The sequence below is a fragment of the Enterobacter sp. 50793107 genome (assembly GCF_001463365.1).
In the GTDB taxonomy this organism is placed as follows: Bacteria; Pseudomonadota; Gammaproteobacteria; order Enterobacterales; family Enterobacteriaceae; genus Enterobacter; species Enterobacter cloacae.
This window is the reverse complement of the sequence record NZ_LNII01000172.1, coordinates 1-19,735: the sequence shown is the minus strand read 5'-3', so window position 1 is coordinate 19,735 and position 19,735 is coordinate 1. Positions and strand designations below refer to the sequence as shown.

Genomic DNA, 19,735 nt, shown 5'->3' with positions numbered 1-19,735 from the left:
TGTTAGCAGCAGTGTAAAACTGACCCACCCCAGCGAAGTAAAACTGATCCACCTGGGCTAGTTTGGCGGCCTTTTCGAGGCCGTCGATGTTGACCCAGGAGCAAACCGTGGAAATCAGAGTTCTTGCCCGACAGGGCCACTCCATCCGGCACATCGCCCGCACGTTGGGGGTCTCGCGCAATACCGTGCGCCGCTACCTCCGCGATCCGTCGGTAGCGCGATACCAGCCCCGTGAACCACGCCCCACCAAACTGGGGCCATTTGAATCTTATCTGCGGCAACGGGTCGAGCAGGCCCACCCCATCTGGCTGCCTGCCACCGTCCTGAATCGGGAAATCCGCGCTCAAGGGTATGGCGGCGGTCTCTCGTTATTGCGCGCCTTCCTCGCCACGCTCAAGCCCGCCCGCCGCGAAGCAGGTCCGGCCGTCCGTTTCGAGACCGAGCCCGGACGGCAGTTGCAGGCTGATTTCGTGGTCTTGCGCCGGGCCAGATCCCCCATGTCGGCCTTCGTCGCCACGCTGGGATACAGCCGCATGACGTTTGTCACCTTCGTACCGGACGAATCCTTCGAGTCCGTGCGGGACTCCCTGTTGCTGGCTTTTGACTATCTGGGCGGTGTGCCCCGCGAGGTGTTGTTCGACAACATGAAGACCGTGGTGCTGGAACGCGATGCCTACGGTGACGGCAAGCACCGTTTTCACCCCGGCTTGCTTCAACTGGCCGATGACCTGGGGTTCCGGATCCGGCTGTGTCGCCCGTATCGGGCCCAGACCAAAGGCAAGGTCGAGCGCTTCAATCGCTACTTCCGCGAGAGCTTCTACAACCCGTTGCTGACCCGGATGAAGGGCACGGGGCTGCTGCTCGATTGTGCTGCTGCCAACCGACGCGTCCGTGACTGGTTGGCAGACGAGGCGAATGTGCGGGTCCACGCCACCCTGAACGAGCGCCCCATCGACCGTTGGCGGCAGGAGCGGGAACACCTGCAACCCTTGCCATCCCGTGTGCGGTGCGACGAGGCCCCCCTGCTGGATAACAGTCTCCGCCCGGTACCACTGGAATCTCTCCAGCACCCACTGTCTGTCTATGACGCAATTGGGGAGGCCTGCCGATGAACCTCCAGCATGAGCGGATCGACGCCCTGTGCCAGCAACTCAAACTCGAACGGGTGGCAACGCATTACCCCGTCCTGGCGCAGCAGGCGGTGCGCGAGGACTTCAGCTTCACCGACTTCCTGGAACACCTGTTGCGGCATGAAGCGGGGTGTCGCCAGCAGCGCAGCCGCGAACTGCTGACGCGGATGGCTTGCTTCCCGGGCATCAAGACCCTGGAGGACTATGACTTCAGCTTCAACCCCGGCGTGCCCAAGGCACTGGTGCAGGAGCTGGGCAGTCTGGCGTTTGTCGAACGGGCCGAGAACGTGGTGCTGATCGGACCCTCTGGCATCGGCAAGACCCACCTCGCCATCGCCTTGGGTTACAAGGCCGCGCAAGCCGGGGTCAAGACACGCTTCATCACGGCAGCCGACCTGATGCTGCAACTGAGCACGGCGCAGCGACAAGGGCGGCTGAAGGAATACTTCAACCGCGCCATCCTCGGTCCACGGCTGCTGGTGATCGATGAGATCGGCTACCTGCCTTTCGGACGCGAGGAAGCGAACCTGTTCTTTCAGGTGGTGGCGAAGCGCTATGAGAAAGGGGCGATGATCCTGACCTCGAACCTGCCGTTCAGCCAGTGGGCCGACGCGTTTGCCGGCGATACCACCCTGACAGCCGCGATGCTGGATCGGCTGCTGCACCATGCCCATATCCTGACCCTGAGCGGCGAAAGCTACCGCTTGAAGGACAAGAGGAAGGCGGGAGTGGTCAGGAAAAATTCCAAACCCGAATGATCCAGGTGGGTCAGTATTACTTTGGTGATTCAGGGGTAAAGTGGGTCAGTTTTCAGTTGGTGTTGACACCGGCGTACCCTCGGTGCTATCTTCGCGCCCCAATAGTCGGGGCTTGGCCAGGACTTCCTGAGGCCGTCCGTAACGTGGATGCCGAGGTCAGGCGAGGTGGCCGACCCATGAACGCCGACCTGATTCGTTTTTCAAGCTCGGTGATAATCCCAGCTGTAGCGGCCTGATTACATCCGGCCGCTACACCTAGCTCCACCTTCAAACAAGGAATATCGTTGATGTCACTGTATCGCCGTCTAGTTCTGCTGTCTTGTCTCTCATGGCCGCTGGCTGGCTTTTCTGCCACCGCGCTGACCAACCTCGTCGCGGAACCATTCGCTAAACTCGAACAGGACTTTGGCGGCTCCATCGGTGTGTACGCGATGGATACCGGCTCAGGCGCAACTGTAAGTTACCGCGCTGAGGAGCGCTTCCCACTGTGCAGCTCATTCAAGGGCTTTCTTGCTGCCGCTGTGCTGGCTCGCAGCCAGCAGCAGGCCGGCTTGCTGGACACACCCATCCGTTACGGCAAAAATGCGCTGGTTCCGTGGTCACCCATCTCGGAAAAATATCTGACAACAGGCATGACGGTGGCGGAGCTGTCCGCGGCCGCCGTGCAATACAGTGATAACGCCGCCGCCAATTTGTTGCTGAAGGAGTTGGGCGGCCCGGCCGGGCTGACGGCCTTCATGCGCTCTATCGGCGATACCACGTTCCGTCTGGACCGCTGGGAGCTGGAGCTGAACTCCGCCATCCCAGGCGATGCGCGCGATACCTCATCGCCGCGCGCCGTGACGGAAAGCTTACAAAAACTGACACTGGGCTCTGCACTGGCTGCGCCGCAGCGGCAGCAGTTTGTTGATTGGCTAAAGGGAAACACGACCGGCAACCACCGCATCCGCGCGGCGGTGCCGGCAGACTGGGCAGTCGGAGACAAAACCGGAACCTGCGGAGTGTATGGCACGGCAAATGACTATGCCGTCGTCTGGCCCACTGGGCGCGCACCTATTGTGTTGGCCGTCTACACCCGGGCGCCTAACAAGGATGACAAGCACAGCGAGGCCGTCATCGCCGCTGCGGCTAGACTCGCGCTCGAGGGATTGGGCGTCAACGGGCAGTAAGGCTCTGAAAATCATCTATTGGCCCACCACCGCCGCCCTTGCGGGCGGCATGGATTACCAACCACTGTCACATTTAGGCTAGGAGTCTGCGCGGCAGAGCCGTGTGACCGGTTTTCTGTAGAGCACTGACGATGGCGGCGGCGCTCTCTGCAATTGGCAAGGCGTCGGCGCCAAGGATACCAATCTTGCGGCGCGCGGCGTGTTATGACGACTGGGGTGCATTTGAGCCGCCCCATTTAACCTTCGCCCTCACAGATACGCCATTCGCCTCAGATTTAGCGCCATGCAGACGAGCTTCCACTCGGCTTGCACCTTGTCCAGGCCCCTCATGCTGAACTGACGCAATCCCATCACCGCCTTGATCCAACCATTCGGAGCCTCCACGATCGACTTGCGCCGGCGGTAAGCTGCATCGCCTTGCTCCGTTTTCAATTTCGCCGCAATCGCCGCCGTATGCGGATGGGTCTTGGCATTGACCTTGGCATCTTCACGTCCCTCGCGGCCGAGGGCAACGATGACATCGCCGTGGTGATCGGCGACCTTTGCCAGAACAGCCTCACTACGGAATCCCGCATCCGCCAGCGTCTGGGCCGGCATTTCTCCGGTGTTGGCCTGAACTGCTGCCAGCATGCCCAGCAGCGCCTGACTGTCCGCGGCGCAGTTGGTCAACTCCGCCGCCACGATGATCTGGTGCTCGGCATCGACCGCTGTGTACCCGTTGTAGCTCTGCTCGGAGCCACCACCGGCGTGTTTCATGATCCGGCTGTCCGGATCGGTGAAGCTTTCCTGATCACGGTCATCCGGCACACCAAACTCGCGTTTGTACGAGCCACCGCCCTTGTCCGAGCCATCCGGATGGCGAGGCCGGCGGCCATCGTCTTCGCTGCGCCCCCGGGCCTGGTCCGCTTCACGCTGGCGCGCTTCCAGGCGCGCCTTTGCCGCCTGGATCGCCTCCAGGCGCTTCTCGCGGCGAGAAATCTCGGCAGGAATGTCCAGCTCCGGCTCGTTACGCTCCTGGTCGTCGGTAGCCTTGGCGCGATCAAGCAGCGCCTTGATCTCGCAATGCAATTCGTCCTCGGCCGGCTTCATGCGCTTATAGCTCATCGCCTTGTGGCGGCTGGCGTTGGCTTTTACCTTGGTACCGTCGACCGCGATCGTGCCAAGCTTCACCAGCCCACATTCGCGCGCCAGTTGCACCACCTGAACGAACAAATTCTCAAGCTCGGTCAGGTGTAGGGCACGGAAGTCACTCAGCGTGCGGTGGGCCGGGAAGTTTCCAGCGGCCAGCACACGCAACGCGACATCCTCGTACAGCTTCCTGGCTAGTTTGCGCGAAGAGAAGACGCCGCTCGCGTAACCATAGATCAGCACTTTGACCATCATCGCCGGATGAAACGGCTGATTGCCCGGACCACCGCCGGCATACCGGGCGTGGAATGCGCTCAAGTCCAGCGTATCGACAGTCTCGCTGATGAAGTAGGCAAGATGCCCTTCAGGTAGCCACTCTCCCAGAGAAGGGGGCAGCAGATAGGATTGGTCGGGTCGGTAAGGAAGGTAACTGGCAGCCATCCCCGTATCGTCCTCGATCTTCCGCCGATTTGGCTTCTGCCGCGCAGGCTCCTAGGCCACCGTAGCTAAACATACGAGAAAAACCGCTTCTTGAGCGCTCTCTGAGACCACCTTGCCGACAACGCAGAAACGGTTGCGGAAAAATCGGCGTTTCCGGCGTACGCCACCCGACCTGGACGAACTATTGCGGACCTGGAACTGGAGTAGCGGAATTCCCCGGGGTTTCAGCGTCGCGCCACAGCGCCTCAGATAGATGCGGTAGCCTTTGGCGGGTCGTCATGCCGCGGACCACCCCCCCAAAAAATTCCACAATGCGGAATGGCGGAATTTTCTGGGGTTCCCGCTTACCCCCCCATTTAGCCGCGGTTATCCACTTCAGCCGCTCGCAGGCGCGTTAAACAGGGTGAAGACAGGGGAATGTTGCTCTTTTTGCAGTGAAGGCCACAGAGAGCGTTTTAGGCGCTTATTTGAGGAAATGCGATTTCTGCCAGAATGGAGGCACAAAAAAACCCGACTGGTGAGATCGGGCTTTTTGTTTTGCCCCAGACTGGAGCGGGAACACCTAAACTATTGACGGTTAAATATTACGCCATGAGTGCAGTAAATGCAAACAGCACGAAATAGGGTATACTGCGCGGGTCAATCTGTTGGTGTTCTTTCTCCTGCTTCCCGCATATGCGGTAGGAACGGATTAAAGTCCTGGTTGAAAAACAGGTGGTGCTGTTTCAATGCCCAGGCTGGAGCGGGAACACCTAAACTATTGACGTTGAGGTAGCCGCTGTGACAGGCAACGTAAGGGCGATCAGCGGTGTTCCTGCTCTGTATGGAGCAAACGGATGATTAACTTGTTAATCGTCGTTCTGCGGGCGGTTGTTGCAGTGTCTAACGCTGTGATAGCGGTCCTGGAGCTGATCCGGCAGTATTTTGACTGACCGGAAACGTAACTAAAGGCGGGGGGACCACTCCCCGCCTTTTAATGCAAACTCTCAGATTACAAGCTGTTTAGCGGCCGATCAAAAGGATTGATTCCCACAACGTCTATCTTTTCCTGCGGTATATCCTTCAAGCACTCAATAATACTTTTTCCGGCATAACCGACATCGATCACCATAACGGGCATCCCTTCCCACGTACATTTCGTTATACCGGGTACTTGTTGTCTTTTCTCGACCGGAACACTATTCATTTGAATACCTCGTAATGATTTATGATTTCTAAACGATGTCTTACCACCGACCAAACATTAACATATAGCGACTACATTCTCTCTGCACTTACAGGAATCGCTGACGCTGGCAAGGGGAGAACGGAAAACGCCAGCGTTCTAACAACGATGGCGTTCAGGGTTACATCTCGATCATCGGAAACAGATCGTCTTCCTGGTGGTAAAGCACGTCGTCCGTTTCTGTTCCATCAAGCCATTCAGCGAACAGTTCAAACAGGCACACCGACATTTCTTCCGGTGAAATTGCGCCACACTGCAGCTCGTAGAAGACCTCAATTTTTTCCAGCAGGCTGTTGGCCGCTTTGTCGTAACCGAACAGCTTGATCGGCGGGAAGCGCATTGCATCCGGGTTAGTTTCCGCCAGTTCATCATCCTTGCGTTCCGGATAAATGCTGTACAGCGTTGCCGGCGATGGCGGCAATACCTCGATAAAGCGGTTTATCCGCATCGGCAGTTCGCTGGAAAACTTCTCATTGTCCGGAATGTAAAACGCGGCGCTGCGTACCAGGGCATCCTGGAAAGAAATTACCCCCTGACCTTCGGTCTGCTTACGCAGCTCACGAATGTTCACGCGGTCCTTTTCACGGATTTGGTACAGATCCCCTTCCCGGACCGTTTTGGAAAACGTGCCGTGTTCCGCTTCCTGCCCGGAAAGCTCGGAATAATAGTCCTGGCCGACGGTTTCGCGCAGTATTTCAAAGGTTTTCCGGTCTTCAATCGACTCAAAATACTTCACGCGGGTATTGGCGATCAGCGAATCCACCTCGCCGTTCGCGCCGCGGGCGAGCGACGGGTGATCCTGGGAGGAAAATACGCCCATTTTTTCCAGTGAACGCATCTGCGCACTCAGCGTATCCATACCACTGGTGAAATACTGGCCCAGCTCGTCATAAATCAGCCCGTATGGCGCCTGATTATTCAGCGCGTGAGTGAGCAGGACTTCCTCTTTTTTCCCTTCCAGCTGGTAGCCCAGGTCCTTACTGATGGTCATTCGCTGCAGCGTCACATATAAACGACCAAGCGTGGCCGCTTCACCGCGTGACAGCTCCAGAGACGGGATCATGACGATGAGAATACGGTCATTGTGGAAAATATCGTCCATCCGGATATCGCCGCTGTCTTCCGGAAAAACATGGCCATAGGTTTCATTGAACAGGGAGAGCGTCTTCAGAAACTGACGGCTCATGTAGTTATGCTGTTCGAAGGCGCGGGCTTCCCACGTTTCCGGGTATTCCGCGTTGGCCAGCAGGAAGCCTGGTGTATTTTCCAGATAACTTTCCAGCGCGGCGTAACCCTCGCTGTGCCAGCCGTTTTTCTTTGCCTCAACGTACAGCGCGGCCATTGCCGGCAGCGACATGTTTTTCTGAATGGTGCGCTGTGACAAAAGCAGTTCGCCGCGGGCGCGCTTATAACACAGGGCATTGATCAGCGCCGACATCATGGCCTTTGCCGTATCCTGCCACTGTGCCGAATCCCCGCCCACCTGGGGGAGCATGGATTCCATCAACTGGATGATGAAGGTCGGCGGGGCAACGCTGAAGAGATTGACTGAGTTGGATTGCGCGGGGATGCTTTCCTGCTTCACCAGGTTCACGAACCTGTCGATACTACCGGTCAGCAGGTTGAGGACGTAATAATCATCCTCACGGCCGAAACGGCGCGCCAGCGACCAGGTGGCGAAGGCCAGCTTGTTATCTGCTTTACCGTCTGAGAGGCAGTAGCCACGGCACCACAGCAGGAAGTTAACGATAAACCCATAGAAGGTTTCGGTTTTACCCGACCCGGTGGTACCAAAAAATACCATGTGGCGCAGCAGGTCCGTCATGTTCAGCCACAGCTCGCGGCCGAACAGGCGTCCCCGCTCATACCCGACATATAAAATTCCCTTCGCTTTCTTCCGCTCCCGGACCTTATGCGGGATGCGAATGGGCCCCAGACGGTATTCCGCCTGGGTTTCCGTGGTCAGGGTGTCGTCGAACATTTCGCAGTCTTTCGGCATTCGCAGCGGTGGCCGGAATTTGCGATCCGTGAATGCCACCATCAGCGGCGGAAGGATGAGGATGCTCAGCAGCATGGTAAAGGGGAGAAACAGACCCAGCACGGTCAGTATGGCCAGCAGGCCAAACTGTACGTTCGGAGTGAGGAACCACTCCATGAACGAACCATCCGGGCGGATGACTTTTTTACTGTCTACAGATTCCTGTTGCATAGCGGCTCCGGGTTATTCTCCTATTGCCTGCTGCAGGCGGGCATCGTCTTTGACGACGGAAACCGGGATCACATCACCCGAATCGGCAACGATGGACGGGGTGCCGATAAACCCGAATTTCGCAAATGCCATATTATTCGCGTCAACCAGGCGGGCGCCGGTGGTATCCGGGGCTGTTTTCGGATCGTCAATCTTCGGGTTCATGGTGGTGTATCCCATGTTAATCGTGTCTTCCCAGCTTTTCAGTCGGGTATCTTTCCCGGTATCGAGTACTGGAGCGGCGCGGACCATCGAGCGCAGGTCGCCATAAACGGACACGGGGAAAATCTCGACGTTATAGCGTTTGCTCAGTTCCTGCAGTCGGGGCTCCAGCGCGCGGCAGTGCGGGCACATCGGGTCGGAAAACACATACAGGGTGTGTTTATGTCCGGTTGAAAGCGAGATCGTAAAGCGTCCGCTGGTGACGGCATCTTTCAGTGACAGCAAGTCGTTATCAGCCAGTTTTTTAGGGGCTTCAGGTGCTGCCTGAACCTGCAGCTGCTCCGGCGCAGTGGCAGGCTGCTGCAGACCCGGCGCGGGAGCATACGAGTTTGCCTGCAGTGGCTGTGCCGGTTGATGCATATTCATCAACGCGCCGTTGATGGAGACGATAAAGCCCAGCGCGGCGACTGGCCAGAAAATAAAGTTAGACAGCCGGCGCACGGCATTGAGTCCGCGCTGCTGTTTCAGCTTTTTACGGATATTGTTCAGCGCCTCGATGGCCTGATATTCGTTTTCAAAGCGGAACAGCTGCACCGCTTCACCAGAAAACGTATTGTGCGTCAGGATGTGACCGCTGCCGGCATCATGGCCAAGCCCAAAATGACAGGCTGACAGGGGGAAGGAATGCAGGGCTTGTTCCTGGTAGTTTCCGTCAGCGGAAAGATAAAGTGTGTTGCGATCGGTTTTTACGGTGAGTTTCATACTTCCTCGCTTAGAGTTCCAGGTGATCGGGACGGGTTGCCGGCTGAGGTTTAGCCGGTGTCGGTTCATCGTCTGTCAGTCGCAGACTGTTGTTCGGGGTGTCGTGCGGAGCTGCAGGCGGCGTAGCCGGCTCGTCTTCCGCTTCAGCGTCAGATTCAAATGCAAATGGCGGTATAACGTCTTCCTGCCAGTGAGCGACCGGAATGGCGGGATCGCGGCGGTCAATATGGCGGTAATGGAGCAGATCCAGCTCAAGGCCCAGCACGGCCGCCCGCACGGTCGGCGGGAATTTCGCCGCCTTTTCTTCATCGAGCGTCAGCCGGTAACTTTCGCACTGACTCCAGGCAATAACGCCACCTCCTTCAATGAAGAACTTCCCGCGGCCGGCGCTTGAAAGTGCATACCATAACGTGCGGTCCACGCCTTTCAGCCACCGGAAATTTGCGGATGGCAGCTGCAGGTCATCATCGAACAGCGCGTAGAGTAGCGAACGGGAGCTGCGGCGCCCCTTTGCAAATTCTCTGAACGCTTCGCACTGGCTGGCGACGGTCCAGAGCCCGGCGGCCAGCGAATAATCAGGGAAGCCGTCTTTAGTCCGCAGGCAGGAACGGTTGAGATCGTCGATAATGGATTTAGCCGTTGGCCGGTCGCCCATAAACCGCAGATGTACAAACGAGGCAGCGAGTGCTTTTTCCCAGGGCGCCAGGGAAAGGGCCGCCCCTTCGGGAGCCAGGTTTACCTGTGACAGGAAGACCTTATGTGCGGCTTTTTTACGGAGGCGGCGTTTAGCGGTATCAATCAGGTTATGTTCCTGGGCAAACTCAACGGGTGACTGCGCGCTGCGTGCTTCTTCCGGATCTTCATTCAGCAGCAGCTGATCGAGGTGGCCAAACCGGGCGAGGATATGGGCGATCCCCGGATAGTTTTTTACCATCACCCAGGGCAGGTTCCGGATGGTCAGTTTACGGGTCAGACGGTAGTAAGGATTGCGTGAGATAACCCAGACGAACAGCCCGATGATTAAAATGAACAGGGGAAAGAGCACGCTGGCCGTGTCGTTCATCACGCTGATAAAGTCCCACAGCGAAACCTGGTGGTTATACCGCGCCGCCGACAGCAGCATGTCCCGGCGCTCGGCAGCATTACCCGGTGTAATGGCGTCCGGCAGTACACCGTAGATCCAGTAAAGCAGGCGACAGGCTCCGTAAATCACATAATCACGAAAGCCAAACCACATCACTGTGATCATGATGAGCAGGGCCCCGATAATCATCAGGCCATCATCCCCTCCTCCTTTCCGTTGTGGCTGGTTTTGCATCAGAACCTCAGAGAATTTTGGTAAACCTTCCCGATATACCAGGCCTTACGCGCCGGCGTGTTGGAGTGATAGCGGCCGACACCCTGCCAGAAATCCCCCCCTTCGAGAATGATGTTGTATTTGAGGATGTAGGCACTGGCCATTGCAGAGGCGCAGAAGTCATGCTGCAGCTGCTCCGCTTTTACGCCAAAATCGGACGCCAGCTTATTCGCCCAGATGGTGTTTATCTGGAATGCGCCGTAATCGTAAGTGCCGTTTTTGTTTTTATTTTTCATTCCCGGTTTTCCGCCTTCAGTCAGCCACAAGGCGAGGAATCCACGGAGAGGAATGTGATAAATCTGTGCTGCTTCAACCATGCAGGTTGGCAGCGGGATTGAGGGCGGGGCATCAACCATAACAATCTCCTAATGATTTCTATTTCGAGTAAAAAATATACCATCAAAAGGAGATTTTTTTAAATCATTTTGGTGCGGATAATTGAGAGGCTGTCAGAGGGATTTTATTTGCCTTCGACAGAGACAATATTGCCCTCGTTCGCATTTTCCCATGTCGGGATTTCGCCACTCAGCGTGCAGCGGAGTGTTTCTTTTCCGACGGTAAGTGGTGCGCCACTGCTGTAGTAATGACTTTCATACAGGCAAGAGGTTTTCTTTTGTTCCGGGGTCAGTGTAATACCGGCATCCTGATCCTTTGCCAGCAGTTGTACAAGATGTTGGTTTGTCTGTACCTGCTCACCCAGAATGCTGCTCAGTAAAGAATCGGTTTTCGGTGCGGATACGCTCTGAGCAAAGGCACTGCAACTGATTACGGATGCAGTCAGAATAAGAGCAATCTTCGTGTTGGATTTCATTTCACTTTCTCCATTAAAAAAAACGGTAATCATTTTCTGTATCATTTAAATTAAGTCTGAAAACCGGCCTGAGTGTCAAGCCGATTCTGTTTAAAAATTTACAGGGGATAAAATGATTCAGTCACGTAATAAATATCTGCAGTTTATGCTGGTTCTGCTGGCAGCCTGGGCCATTGCCTGGGGGGCCATGTTTGTCATGGGGCAGGCTGTTCTGCTCTATGGGCTGGGGAAAAATACGCTGTTCTTCAGTCATGGTGCTGTACTGGTGTACCTGCTGTGTGTTTTCCTGGTATACCGCCGCTGGGTTGCTCCGCTACCGGTCGTTGGCCAGCTGCGCAACGTTGGCGCACTGTGGCTGGTTGGCGCGATGGCCGTGGTGTATGTCGGTGAATTTCTGCTGGGTAAAGTGCTGGACCTGCCCGCAGAGCCATTTATGACGAAACTTTTTGCCGATAAGTCTATACCCGATGTGATCCTGACGTTGCTGGCCGTCTTTATCCTTGCCCCGCTGAATGAGGAAATCCTGTTCCGTGGTGTCATGCTGAACGTCTTCCGTTCGAGGTACAACTGGACGATGTGGCTGGGCGCGCTGATAACGTCTTTGCTGTTTGCCGCCGTGCATATGCAGTATCAGAACCTGCTGACCCTGGCAGAAATGTTCCTGGTGGGGCTGATTACATCAGCTGCCCGGATAAGAAGTGGCGGCCTGCTGCTGTCGGTATTGCTGCATATGGAAGCTACCGCGCTGGGTTTACTGTTGGGCTGAAAGTGTAAATCTATCACGGACGACGCTCCTGGCCGTCTGGCCATCATTCTGACCTGACCCCCTCCGCGTGCCGGCACGCAGTATGCCGGCATTGCCAGTTTCCTGAAGCCTGCAATATACTGTATGTATAAACAGTTGTAGGAGGCTAAATTATGGCGCTGGCTCTCGTTTATCCCCGGCCTTCAGTGGAAGGCGACGCACTCCCTTTTTTTGCCGAACCCGTTGCGGCCGGCTTTCCCAGCCCGGCAGCAGGCTATGAGGCCAATGAACTTAACCTGCATGATTACTGTGTGCGGCATCCGGCCGCGACGTACTTCTTGCGTGTGTCCGGCGATTCCATGCGTGATGCGCGCATTCATGATGGCGATGTGCTGGTCGTCGATCGGGCAGAAGAACCCCGGCACGGCAGCATCGTGATTGCCAGCATCGATAATGAATTTACGGTCAAGCAGCTGCAGCTCCGCCCTTACCCCTGCCTGATGCCGCTGAATCCGGCTTTTCCACCAATCAGGTTTGATCCGGAGGCGCTGCAGATATGGGGTGTGGTTACGTTCACTGTCATGAGACACCGCCCGTGTACGCCTTAATCGATGTCAATTCGATGTACTGCAGCTGCGAAGAAGCGTTCCGCCCTGATTTACGAGGTCGCCCTGTGGTCGTTCTCAGCAACAACGACGGGGCGCTTGTTGCGGTCAATCGCGCGGCGAAAGCGCTGGGCGTGCGCCGCGGGGAGCCCTATTTCCGCTGCCGCCGCCTGCTGGAACAGCATAACGTTGCCGTATTCAGTTCCAACTACACCCTTTACGCCTCATTCTCCGCCAGATTTGCAACCGTGGTGGAGAGTCTGGCGCCGCGGACATTTGTTTACTCAATTGATGAGCTCTTTGCGGATGCCTCTCATATGGAGGGCGTGATGACGCCGCAGGCGTTTGGCCAGCTTTTGCGGGCTGAAGTGCTGCGCCAGACAACGCTCACCTGTGGAGTCGGCGTCGCGCCAACGAAGACGCTGGCCAAGCTGTGCAACCATGCCGCAAAGACGTGGCCTGCCACCGGGGGGGTTGTGGCGCTCAGTGATCCTGTAAGACTGAAAAAGCTGATGAGCCTGGTGGCGGCCGGCGATGTGTGGGGCGTTGGCCATCGTACCGAAAAAGGGTTGGCGGCAATGGGGATCAAAACGGCGCTGGCGCTCGCAGAGATGGATATCCGTCTTGCACGCCGGCTGTACGGTGTGACGCTGGAAAGGACCATTCGTGAGCTGCGTGGCGAGGCCTGCTTTGCCCTGGAGGAAGGCACCGGCGCGAAACAGCAGCTTGTTGTATCCCGTTCGTTTGGAGCGCGGGTCACGCAACTGGCGCAGATGCAGCAGGCGGTGACTAAATATGCCACACGAGCAGGGGAAAAGTTGCGCCAGGAAAACCGCCTGGCGAAGGTGGTAACGGTCTTTATCCGCAGCAGTGCTTATGACGCCGGCGGTGTGCCCTACAGTAACCAGGCTACGGAAGTGCTTCCCGTGCCAAGCCAGGATACACGCGACATCATCGCCGCGGCGCAGCTGGGGCTGTCGCGTATCTGGCGTGAGGGCGTGCGGTATGCAAAAGCCGGCGTGATGCTCAGCGATCTGCAGGGATATGAAACCCAGCTGGATCTGTTTGCGCCGGCTGCAGTGCGGCCGGGGAGCGAAAAACTGATGGCCACCATCGACAAAATAAACAGGGAAGGAAGGTCAAGGGTCTTCTTCGCCGGAGAAGGTATTGATCCGGAATATGCCATGCGCCGTGAAATGTTGTCCCCGGCCTACACCACGCAGTGGAAGGATATTCCCGCGGCGTTTATGCGATAACAGCGATGTGCAGGCCAGTCTGTCAGGCCTGCAGCCGTTCCTGCTCCTGCAGCAATGCCAGATGGTATGCGGCAATGGCGTTCACCACCCCGGCCGTCATCCGTGCATCGGCGATCGCCGAGTGTGCCTCCCCTTCCCAGGTCAATGCTGCCTGACTGGCCGCGCTGGCCAGCGAAATGGTGCCATAGCGATTGGTGGCCCCAAAATACCCTGCAGCCAGCTCCATCGCGCAATACACTGTCAGTTCTCCCAGCCAGTCGGCCGGATCGCCATGTGCGGCGGCCGTCTGTTTCAGAATGCGGGTATCAAAGGGGGCGTTAAAGATAATCACTGGCCGGGCCCCGATGGCGTGGCGCAGCTGCAGTGCCACATCTGGCCAGGATGGTGCGCCGCTGAGTGCCGGCTCATCGATACCATGCACGGCAGCGGCCTGCGCCTCGATGGCGACCGTCGGCTTCAGGCGGGTTTCAAATATCACCCGGCCGGCCGCATCGGTCAGGCCGATTTCCAGCGCTTCCGCGGTATTACCCAGCCCCGTCGTTTCGGTATCCAGAAAGAGCGGCGCCAGACTCAGCCAGTCGTGTGCCCGCCGTGCCATCCGGCCACTGGTGCTGTTAAGCCGGGACAGGACGGAAAGACGCAGGCCGGCCTGCTGCTGCTTCTCGGTCGGCGGACGTTTTTCCCGCATCGGAACACAGTCTGCAATGCGGTATACGGCGTACTTGCCGCCATAGGCGCTTTTGTACCATTTCACCGGCTCAGCACCGGGAGCTGGCTTCATTCTGAATTCATCGCGCAGGCGCCCTTTCGTGAAGCACCGATCGCCGGCTATCGCCTCTGCGCGTCGTGTGGCCAGCTCATCATTCTTCATGGTTATTCCATCTCCGTCAGGCGTTTGTGATAAACCTCTCTGGCGATCTCCAGGCCTGCCTCTGTCAGCCCAAACGCGAGCGTCAGTGACTGATTATCCCGGTATTTGCTGAGCAGGCCGTGACGGTTCAGCGTATGGCAGGAACGACGAAAATTGGTATCGGCAACGGGCTGGAGGCGTCCCTTATTGAGGATGCTGAAAAGCTGCATCGCCGGGAACGGGCCCGCCAGCTGACGTTCTGCCAGACCATACAGAACAAACAATACGTCTTTTTGCACACCGGAGAGCCGCATCGAGGGGGCTTTACTTTGCATCTTATTCATGTGTCACATCATTAAGGAATTAATGACAAAGTAACCTAATTGATGTGAGACATCAATAATATTGTGTTCATAACGGGAAATCAGAAGTCCGAAAAAGAAAATGCCGCTCTTGACGGCGGCTTGTTTTCCCTGGTGTCGGGAGAATTATGGTTTCTGGCTTAGGTCAAGGCGCATGGCGCTGTCTGTGATCTGATCCAGTGCTGTCGTCAGATGCTGACTCCGCCCGCCGTGATAATCCGGCCAGGGAAGAAAGGGTTTTGACGCATCAGACATGAACATGATACCGGTCGGGCAGCGCCACTCCGTAGGGGTTCCCTTGTTGTAATGAACCAGCAGTACCGAACGGTCGCACTCCACGTCATTACTGTCATCGTTGTTCAGCACAAAAGTGGCCACGATGCCGGCATCGGGCCTGGACACGAAAAGCAGGCTGTTGGCAAAAATAACGGCAATCACCACTGAGGCAATGGCCGCACCGGTATACCAGAAACGGCCGTTTTTCCAGGCACGATAACCATACAGAATGCACAGCAGAATAGCGGCGGCGATACCTGCCCACTGCGCACCAACGGACAGGCTGGAGAGTGCATCCATCGAAACAGGCCGGCTCAGTGTATAAAATGTGGCAAAGAAAGGCGATGCCAGCGCCAGTGTCAACAGAACTAAGGCGAGCGGTATGAAGCGGTTGCCGGCGAAACTGCCATTGCCAATGGCCGTCATCGTGCGGATCATCTCACTTAACGCCATGAACATCATAAAGCTGCACAAACCCATGTATAACATTAAAACCTCTCCTTACTGCCCGCGAGATAGGGTCGTATTTTCGGCTAATTCCAGATAGTCCCGGCCCCTTATCGCGGTGCATAGCCCTCTTCAGCCAGTGCTTTCATGATCTGGTTGATTCCATCCATCATCAGATATGCCTCAATATCTGACGTCGCCAGGCCGCGGCAGTCACTGAATCCCAGACGCTTAACCAGTTGCGCCAGAGCCTGCGCTTCTCTGTGTGTCAGCTGTATATTCACTTCAACGGGTTTTTCGTGGCGAATTTCATCTTTCATGGTCAGAGTCCTTTTTTGATGTTTCGTGAAATGTACCAGGCTTCTTTTGCCTGAGCTACAGCCCAGATCCAGACGAGAGTTGACACAATGCACAGCCCCGTCATGTTCCAGAAATGACCTGTCGTATATTCATGGCCATGAAGCAGGAGGCCGGCGCCGGCCGCCAGGCTCATGACCAGGAAAAGGACGGCTGCGCCGGCGTGGTAAATGATGCTGAACATGTAAAACCCCCTTCTGGCGACGGTAGCGCCAGTCTCTGTCTGTATTAAATGGTCGCCGCCTGCCGGGCGTCTGCCTGCATCATGGCGTCAATCAGGGCGCCGGCGCAGGCAATATTCAGGCACGTCATGTTCGATTTCAGGGTCGCCATCATGTCCGCGCGGCTTCTTTTCAGAAACGGCTGCAGCGGACCACGATAGCCCTGTGAGGTCACGATAATCAGCTGAGCGGCCGCATCATGCAGTGCCGGCACGCCGGCCAGAATATCCTGCTCAGCCGCGCTGATATACACGGGTGAACCGGCGATCACAAAGCGATCGTCCGGGCAGCGTTGCATCAGCTCAGCCAGGGAGGCGCAGCGGCCCGCCAGCGGGGGCCGTGCCGTCAGTGAGCCCCAGACGGTCGCCGGCGCGAAGGGCATGGCGTGAAACGTTGCCTCATACGCGACCGCCGGATCGGTATGGTGGCGCAGCCCCAGACCGGCCGACATGGCCCACAGCTCGATGCCCGGCCACCGCGCCGCGATACCGCGGGCACGCAGCCAGTGTGCGCCCCGGTAAAGCTCTCCCGTTTCCTGCAACCTGCCAGGACGGCGGGCGGCCTGGGCGATCAGCCTGTACCAGCCGTCAAAGGCGTCATCAAGGGAAGCGTCGCCCGGAAAAACGGTATCCTCCACGCGGCCCGCCTTGCGCCGGGTACAGGTGGTGATGAGGTGGAGGCGTCTGTTCATTCCGGGGCTCCCGGCTCTGGCGATTCGCCGGCGCCGGAACCGGTGCTTTTTCCGCTCCGCCAGGCCGTATTATTTCGACTGACGATGGCAGGATCGACATGTTCGCTGTCCACGATGCTGTTAATGAACGTCACTGACTGTTCTTCGCTGAAATCAAAGTCGCGCTGTAACAGGGACAGCAGCCTGTCATGCCAGTCATCTTTCACGCGACTGGCGGCATTAACCATGAACGTGACGTTCAGTACACCGGCCAGTAAACAGGCAGCCTGGTCGGGCACATACAGGCTGAAATATTCAAGCACCGCCTTTTCAAATGCAGCGGGATCGCAGCAGACCACTTCCATAGCTCCCAGCGACTGCAGAAACCGCCGGGAGTTTTCGGTCACAGCGTCGGCGGGATTGAGGGCGATGGCGCGGCCGCGCTGTGACAGGATGTCAAATGTGACGATACGCTCCGTGACGGGCATCCGGCCGTGATCGGCGATGAAGCGGTAAAGCTGCTCCACCGCTTCCGTGGCGGTCATCCCCATTGCCTCCAGACGCAGTTCGGCGCGTTTCTTCAGCTGCTCATCGAGACGCACGGTCAGCTGGGCGTTTTTGGCCCGTTTTTTACGTTCAAACAACCCGGTCATGCTCCTTCCTTTTTGTACAGTCATCTGGCTTTACATAATGTACAGCCATTTGTACCGCACTTTTGCGGGCAGGACCACATTTTTTCACCGTTGCGGTTTAGCGGTATTCTACGCAGCACCGCCACTTATCCACCGTTTCTGTGGATAACGCTATATGTAGTGGCTCCGTCAGCCGGGAACGGCACAAGATATGGTGTCCGCGCCGGCAGCCGCGCGACCGTTCCCCTGCCTTCCTCTCCCTGTTGATTTCGTTTTTTCCGGTATTTACGTTTTTTCCGCAATAGCGGCGCCGGCGAAAAGGTATTTTCCGGTGGTTGCAGGCGTAAAAGTCACAGGGTGAAAAGATAAGGGGGCGAATCATCCGGCGGGGTAAATCGTGCGGTCGTCACGCAGCGTGATGATTACTGGTATGTCGCTTCATTGAATTAGCTTTTAGTGCTGAATCTAAATATTTATAATTTACCGGTGAAGACTAATTTATTAGAGTGTGGTCATTCGGTAAACAACGACAAACGGAGTGAACGGGATGGAATATGAAGCGTACAAGGTTCGCGGCTACGGCTTCGGACTGAAAAAAGAGATCACCGGCGTGCTGGGTCGTTACCCCACGCAGGAAGAGGCGCAGAAAGTCGCGGATGACTACACGCAGGCCTGCCTGCCGGATAACCTGCCGGACAGTTACGATATGGGCATGGTCCGGCCGGTCGTTGCCGGCGAACCTGCCGCCGTCGATCCGGGCGTGTTTCGCGGTCCGGGCGCGCCGTTCATGATGGATGCCGGCCAGATAACCACGGGTCACACGGTATGCCTGGGCAAAGCGGCGGATGGAAAACGGTTTTATTTTGGCGGGGAGCATTCCGGTGGCCACCAAACATATAAATGATGAGCTCTGGAATCGCATTGAGGCGCTGACCGTCAAAGCGAACACGATGCATGGACTGCTGCGGCCGATTAAAGAGGCTGAAGTACTGCATCTTGTCCTGCAGCGTGGCCTGGAGCTGCTTACGGACGACGATCTGCTGCAGCTGGGCAAGTACCGGCGGCCGATTGGATTCGTGCTGCGTCGGCCGGGCATGGAGATGCTGAAGCTGGATACTCTGAGTATGGCTGACGCCGCTACTATCCTCATGCGCAGCGGACCGGCAACGCTGTGCATCTGGAGTCGTGACGATATCCTGCGTCAGGCCGGTGAAGATGTGATCCGCGAACGGCTGCCGGATGCAGCCCTGCTGTCGGAGGGGGATGACCGGGCCCGGTTCCAGGCGCTGCTGCCCGGATTCTGGAACGCCGCGCACCGGGGGGAAACGGCCGTGATTTCCCTGCGGGCTGACAGTGCGGATTACGCGATTGCGCGTATAACCGATCTGATGTGTGAAGCCCTGCTGGGTTATAAAGGGCAGCGGGCCTGGCGGCCCGCTGAAGACGAACAGGGGGAATAACATGGTGACTCAGCCTATGGTGCTTCTGGGCGCGGTACACCCTGTAGCGGGTTATCTCTTCCTGGAGGTGATCCCTGACAGTGAGGTTGGCTTCGTTGATATATATCAGCTGACCGACCGTATTTATGTTGGAGATTATCTGGTCATTAACAATCCGGAATGGCGGCGGCGTGAACCTGCATTTGACGGCCGGCCGTGGGATGAATGGGTGATCCGTGAACACCTGTCCCGCATAGACTGGTATTCGAATGACACCATTCTGAGGTTATGTCAGAGGCACAATCTGTCATGCGCTGACCTGCAAAAGTGGGGAGAAAACGTGGCACGCTGGGAGGATGTTCCGGTGATGGTTGCGCGTGAAGAAGACGACGTGTCCATCACACTTCTTTCAGGGTTTACAGATTACTGATGATGCATACACAAAAGGCGTCCAACTGGTGAGGAAGGGCGCCTTTTAATTATAGACATTTTTACTACTTAACTTTCTGTCGGAGTAAACGGAAAATTAATCTGTTAATCAGTGCGAGTATAAATCCACCGGGCCGTCGACAGCCGGGGCCGCACTGTCGATTTTTATCTCTCCTCCCGTCGTAACAGCAAAGCTGCATACCGGTTTCTGGGTAAAATCCTCAACAACGTGAAGAAGTGGCAGATCCCGCGATT

The 19,735-nt window shown here is 56.8% G+C and carries 24 protein-coding genes and 1 pseudogene; 12 read left to right on the top strand and 13 right to left on the bottom strand.

Annotated elements, in window-relative coordinates:
* The first annotated feature begins 86 nt into the window (after nt 1–86).
* The 4 genes from istA to APU11_RS25210 are packed head-to-tail and all read left to right on the top strand — an operon-like array spanning nt 87 to nt 3,057.
* Entirely contained in the window at nt 87–1,112 is a 1,026-nt protein-coding gene (istA, locus tag APU11_RS25225) for an IS21 family transposase (protein ID WP_060578746.1), read from the top strand.
* A complete protein-coding gene (istB, locus tag APU11_RS25220; protein WP_004152394.1) occupies nt 1,109–1,888 on the top strand; it encodes an IS21-like element ISKpn7 family helper ATPase IstB in 780 nt (259 codons plus the stop codon). Before istA ends, istB begins: the two co-directional genes overlap by 4 nt.
* Nucleotides 1,885–2,124 (top strand): hypothetical protein, encoded by a 240-nt coding sequence (locus tag APU11_RS29190; RefSeq protein ID WP_004152395.1) that lies wholly within the window; start codon nt 1,885–1,887, stop codon nt 2,122–2,124. The genes istB and APU11_RS29190 overlap by 4 nt, the downstream gene beginning before the upstream one ends.
* A 51-nt stretch (nt 2,125–2,175) precedes the next feature.
* Complete coding sequence (locus APU11_RS25210) at nt 2,176–3,057, top strand: carbapenem-hydrolyzing class A beta-lactamase KPC-2 (protein ID WP_004199234.1); 882 nt, start codon at nt 2,176–2,178, stop codon at nt 3,055–3,057.
* Nucleotides 3,058–3,306: 249 nt separating this feature from the next.
* Here APU11_RS25210 and APU11_RS25205 read toward each other — a convergent pair whose 3' ends face one another.
* Nucleotides 3,307–4,626 carry an IS1182-like element ISKpn6 family transposase gene (locus tag APU11_RS25205; protein WP_004152397.1) on the bottom strand — a complete coding sequence of 440 codons (1,320 nt, stop codon included), beginning with the start codon at nt 4,624–4,626 and terminating at the stop codon, nt 3,307–3,309.
* Between the two features lie 836 nt (nt 4,627–5,462).
* On the opposite strand from APU11_RS25205, the gene dqlB reads away from it, so the two are divergent.
* Nucleotides 5,463–5,558 carry a DinQ-like type I toxin DqlB gene (gene dqlB / locus APU11_RS29145; protein ID WP_004206884.1) on the top strand — a complete coding sequence of 32 codons (96 nt, stop codon included), beginning with the start codon at nt 5,463–5,465 and terminating at the stop codon, nt 5,556–5,558.
* A 414-nt stretch (nt 5,559–5,972) separates the two neighbouring features.
* Here the strand turns inward: dqlB and APU11_RS25195 are convergent, their stop codons facing one another.
* The 5 genes from APU11_RS25195 to APU11_RS25175 form a co-directional block, all read right to left on the bottom strand.
* Nucleotides 5,973–8,060 carry a hypothetical protein gene (locus APU11_RS25195; RefSeq protein WP_023302493.1) on the bottom strand — a complete coding sequence of 696 codons (2,088 nt, stop codon included), beginning with the start codon at nt 8,058–8,060 and terminating at the stop codon, nt 5,973–5,975.
* A gap of 12 nt (nt 8,061–8,072) precedes the next feature.
* Nucleotides 8,073–9,023 (bottom strand): DsbC family protein, encoded by a 951-nt coding sequence (locus APU11_RS25190; protein ID WP_004206886.1) that lies wholly within the window; start codon nt 9,021–9,023, stop codon nt 8,073–8,075.
* 10 nt (nt 9,024–9,033) lie between these two features.
* Complete coding sequence (locus APU11_RS25185) at nt 9,034–10,296, bottom strand: hypothetical protein (RefSeq protein ID WP_060578744.1); 1,263 nt, start codon at nt 10,294–10,296, stop codon at nt 9,034–9,036.
* Nucleotides 10,297–10,340: 44 nt separating this feature from the next.
* Nucleotides 10,341–10,736, bottom strand: a complete 396-nt coding sequence (locus APU11_RS25180; RefSeq protein WP_004187436.1) for a lytic transglycosylase domain-containing protein — start codon at nt 10,734–10,736, stop codon at nt 10,341–10,343.
* A 104-nt stretch (nt 10,737–10,840) separates the two neighbouring features.
* On the bottom strand, nt 10,841–11,224 hold the full coding sequence (locus APU11_RS25175) for a DUF1496 domain-containing protein (RefSeq protein ID WP_060578743.1): 384 nt from the start codon (nt 11,222–11,224) through the stop codon (nt 10,841–10,843).
* Nucleotides 11,225–11,303: 79 nt separating this feature from the next.
* Between APU11_RS25175 and APU11_RS25170 the strand changes: the two genes are divergently transcribed.
* The 3 genes from APU11_RS25170 (at nt 11,304) to umuC (ending at nt 13,797) form a co-directional block, all read left to right on the top strand.
* Nucleotides 11,304–11,957, top strand: coding sequence for a CPBP family intramembrane glutamic endopeptidase (locus APU11_RS25170; RefSeq protein WP_060578742.1), 654 nt, complete (start codon nt 11,304–11,306; stop codon nt 11,955–11,957).
* Nucleotides 11,958–12,109: 152 nt separating this feature from the next.
* The gene (umuD, locus tag APU11_RS25165; RefSeq protein ID WP_059329323.1) at nt 12,110–12,544 is read left to right on the top strand and encodes a translesion error-prone DNA polymerase V autoproteolytic subunit; all 435 of its coding nucleotides are present in this window, start codon (nt 12,110–12,112) and stop codon (nt 12,542–12,544) included.
* On the top strand, nt 12,532–13,797 hold the full coding sequence (gene umuC, locus APU11_RS25160) for a translesion error-prone DNA polymerase V subunit UmuC (RefSeq protein ID WP_040119741.1): 1,266 nt from the start codon (nt 12,532–12,534) through the stop codon (nt 13,795–13,797). The genes umuD and umuC overlap by 13 nt, the downstream gene beginning before the upstream one ends.
* Nucleotides 13,798–13,819: 22 nt before the next feature.
* On the opposite strand, the gene APU11_RS25155 is transcribed toward umuC, so the two are convergent.
* The 7 genes from APU11_RS25155 to APU11_RS25125 form a co-directional block, all read right to left on the bottom strand.
* Entirely contained in the window at nt 13,820–14,668 is an 849-nt protein-coding gene (locus APU11_RS25155) for a 3'-5' exonuclease (protein WP_004187418.1), read from the bottom strand.
* Between the two features lie 2 nt (nt 14,669–14,670).
* Nucleotides 14,671–14,991, bottom strand: a complete 321-nt coding sequence (locus tag APU11_RS25150; protein WP_004187415.1) for a hypothetical protein — start codon at nt 14,989–14,991, stop codon at nt 14,671–14,673.
* A gap of 144 nt (nt 14,992–15,135) precedes the next feature.
* Nucleotides 15,136–15,774 (bottom strand): hypothetical protein, encoded by a 639-nt coding sequence (locus tag APU11_RS29075; RefSeq protein ID WP_239691346.1) that lies wholly within the window; start codon nt 15,772–15,774, stop codon nt 15,136–15,138.
* A 68-nt stretch (nt 15,775–15,842) separates the two neighbouring features.
* Nucleotides 15,843–16,052, bottom strand: coding sequence for a hypothetical protein (locus APU11_RS25140; RefSeq protein ID WP_004187413.1), 210 nt, complete (start codon nt 16,050–16,052; stop codon nt 15,843–15,845).
* A 2-nt stretch (nt 16,053–16,054) separates the two neighbouring features.
* Complete coding sequence (locus tag APU11_RS25135) at nt 16,055–16,273, bottom strand: hypothetical protein (RefSeq protein ID WP_011091034.1); 219 nt, start codon at nt 16,271–16,273, stop codon at nt 16,055–16,057.
* A 44-nt stretch (nt 16,274–16,317) separates the two neighbouring features.
* The gene (locus APU11_RS25130) at nt 16,318–17,001 is read right to left on the bottom strand and encodes a hypothetical protein (RefSeq protein ID WP_060578741.1); all 684 of its coding nucleotides are present in this window, start codon (nt 16,999–17,001) and stop codon (nt 16,318–16,320) included.
* Nucleotides 16,998–17,633: a type II toxin-antitoxin system RelB/DinJ family antitoxin gene (locus APU11_RS25125; protein ID WP_228719179.1), complete on the bottom strand. Its 636-nt coding sequence runs from the start codon at nt 17,631–17,633 to the stop codon at nt 16,998–17,000. The genes APU11_RS25130 and APU11_RS25125 overlap by 4 nt, the downstream gene beginning before the upstream one ends.
* A gap of 526 nt (nt 17,634–18,159) precedes the next feature.
* Here APU11_RS25125 and APU11_RS25120 point away from each other — a divergent pair.
* From APU11_RS25120 to APU11_RS27525, 4 genes and pseudogenes are all read left to right on the top strand, one after another.
* Nucleotides 18,160–18,516: a hypothetical protein gene (locus APU11_RS25120; protein ID WP_060578740.1), complete on the top strand. Its 357-nt coding sequence runs from the start codon at nt 18,160–18,162 to the stop codon at nt 18,514–18,516.
* A complete protein-coding gene (locus tag APU11_RS25115; RefSeq protein ID WP_060578739.1) occupies nt 18,494–19,072 on the top strand; it encodes a hypothetical protein in 579 nt (192 codons plus the stop codon). The genes APU11_RS25120 and APU11_RS25115 overlap by 23 nt, the downstream gene beginning before the upstream one ends.
* A gap of 1 nt (nt 19,073) precedes the next feature.
* The gene (locus APU11_RS25110) at nt 19,074–19,481 is read left to right on the top strand and encodes a hypothetical protein (RefSeq protein ID WP_060578738.1); all 408 of its coding nucleotides are present in this window, start codon (nt 19,074–19,076) and stop codon (nt 19,479–19,481) included.
* Nucleotides 19,482–19,604: 123 nt separating this feature from the next.
* A pseudogene (locus tag APU11_RS27525) lies at nt 19,605–19,735 on the top strand (DDE-type integrase/transposase/recombinase); the annotation flags it as partial.

Bases quoted from the DNA above. Each gene is read 5' to 3' on its own strand.
- APU11_RS25155 (WP_004187418.1), bottom strand. From the start codon at position 14,668: ATGAAGAATGATGAGCTGGCCACACGACGCGCAGAGGCGATAGCCGGC.
- APU11_RS25125 (WP_228719179.1), bottom strand. From the start codon at position 17,633: ATGACCGGGTTGTTTGAACGTAAAAAACGGGCCAAAAACGCCCAGCTG.
- APU11_RS25210 (WP_004199234.1), top strand. From the start codon at position 2,176: ATGTCACTGTATCGCCGTCTAGTTCTGCTGTCTTGTCTCTCATGGCCG.
- APU11_RS25190 (WP_004206886.1), bottom strand. From the start codon at position 9,023: ATGAAACTCACCGTAAAAACCGATCGCAACACACTTTATCTTTCCGCT.
- APU11_RS25120 (WP_060578740.1), top strand. From the start codon at position 18,160: ATGGAATATGAAGCGTACAAGGTTCGCGGCTACGGCTTCGGACTGAAA.
- dqlB (WP_004206884.1), top strand. From the start codon at position 5,463: ATGATTAACTTGTTAATCGTCGTTCTGCGGGCGGTTGTTGCAGTGTCT.
- APU11_RS25195 (WP_023302493.1), bottom strand. From the start codon at position 8,060: ATGCAACAGGAATCTGTAGACAGTAAAAAAGTCATCCGCCCGGATGGT.
- istA (WP_060578746.1), top strand. From the start codon at position 87: ATGTTGACCCAGGAGCAAACCGTGGAAATCAGAGTTCTTGCCCGACAG.
- APU11_RS29075 (WP_239691346.1), bottom strand. From the start codon at position 15,774: ATGTTATACATGGGTTTGTGCAGCTTTATGATGTTCATGGCGTTAAGT.
- APU11_RS25170 (WP_060578742.1), top strand. From the start codon at position 11,304: ATGATTCAGTCACGTAATAAATATCTGCAGTTTATGCTGGTTCTGCTG.
- APU11_RS25135 (WP_011091034.1), bottom strand. From the start codon at position 16,273: ATGTTCAGCATCATTTACCACGCCGGCGCAGCCGTCCTTTTCCTGGTC.
- umuD (WP_059329323.1), top strand. From the start codon at position 12,110: ATGGCGCTGGCTCTCGTTTATCCCCGGCCTTCAGTGGAAGGCGACGCA.
- APU11_RS25175 (WP_060578743.1), bottom strand. From the start codon at position 11,224: ATGATTACCGTTTTTTTTAATGGAGAAAGTGAAATGAAATCCAACACG.
- APU11_RS25180 (WP_004187436.1), bottom strand. From the start codon at position 10,736: ATGGTTGATGCCCCGCCCTCAATCCCGCTGCCAACCTGCATGGTTGAA.
- APU11_RS29190 (WP_004152395.1), top strand. From the start codon at position 1,885: ATGATCCAGGTGGGTCAGTATTACTTTGGTGATTCAGGGGTAAAGTGG.
- istB (WP_004152394.1), top strand. From the start codon at position 1,109: ATGAACCTCCAGCATGAGCGGATCGACGCCCTGTGCCAGCAACTCAAA.
- APU11_RS25140 (WP_004187413.1), bottom strand. From the start codon at position 16,052: ATGAAAGATGAAATTCGCCACGAAAAACCCGTTGAAGTGAATATACAG.
- APU11_RS25110 (WP_060578738.1), top strand. From the start codon at position 19,074: ATGGTGACTCAGCCTATGGTGCTTCTGGGCGCGGTACACCCTGTAGCG.
- APU11_RS25205 (WP_004152397.1), bottom strand. From the start codon at position 4,626: ATGGCTGCCAGTTACCTTCCTTACCGACCCGACCAATCCTATCTGCTG.
- APU11_RS25185 (WP_060578744.1), bottom strand. From the start codon at position 10,296: ATGATTATCGGGGCCCTGCTCATCATGATCACAGTGATGTGGTTTGGC.
- APU11_RS25150 (WP_004187415.1), bottom strand. From the start codon at position 14,991: ATGAATAAGATGCAAAGTAAAGCCCCCTCGATGCGGCTCTCCGGTGTG.
- APU11_RS25130 (WP_060578741.1), bottom strand. From the start codon at position 17,001: ATGAACAGACGCCTCCACCTCATCACCACCTGTACCCGGCGCAAGGCG.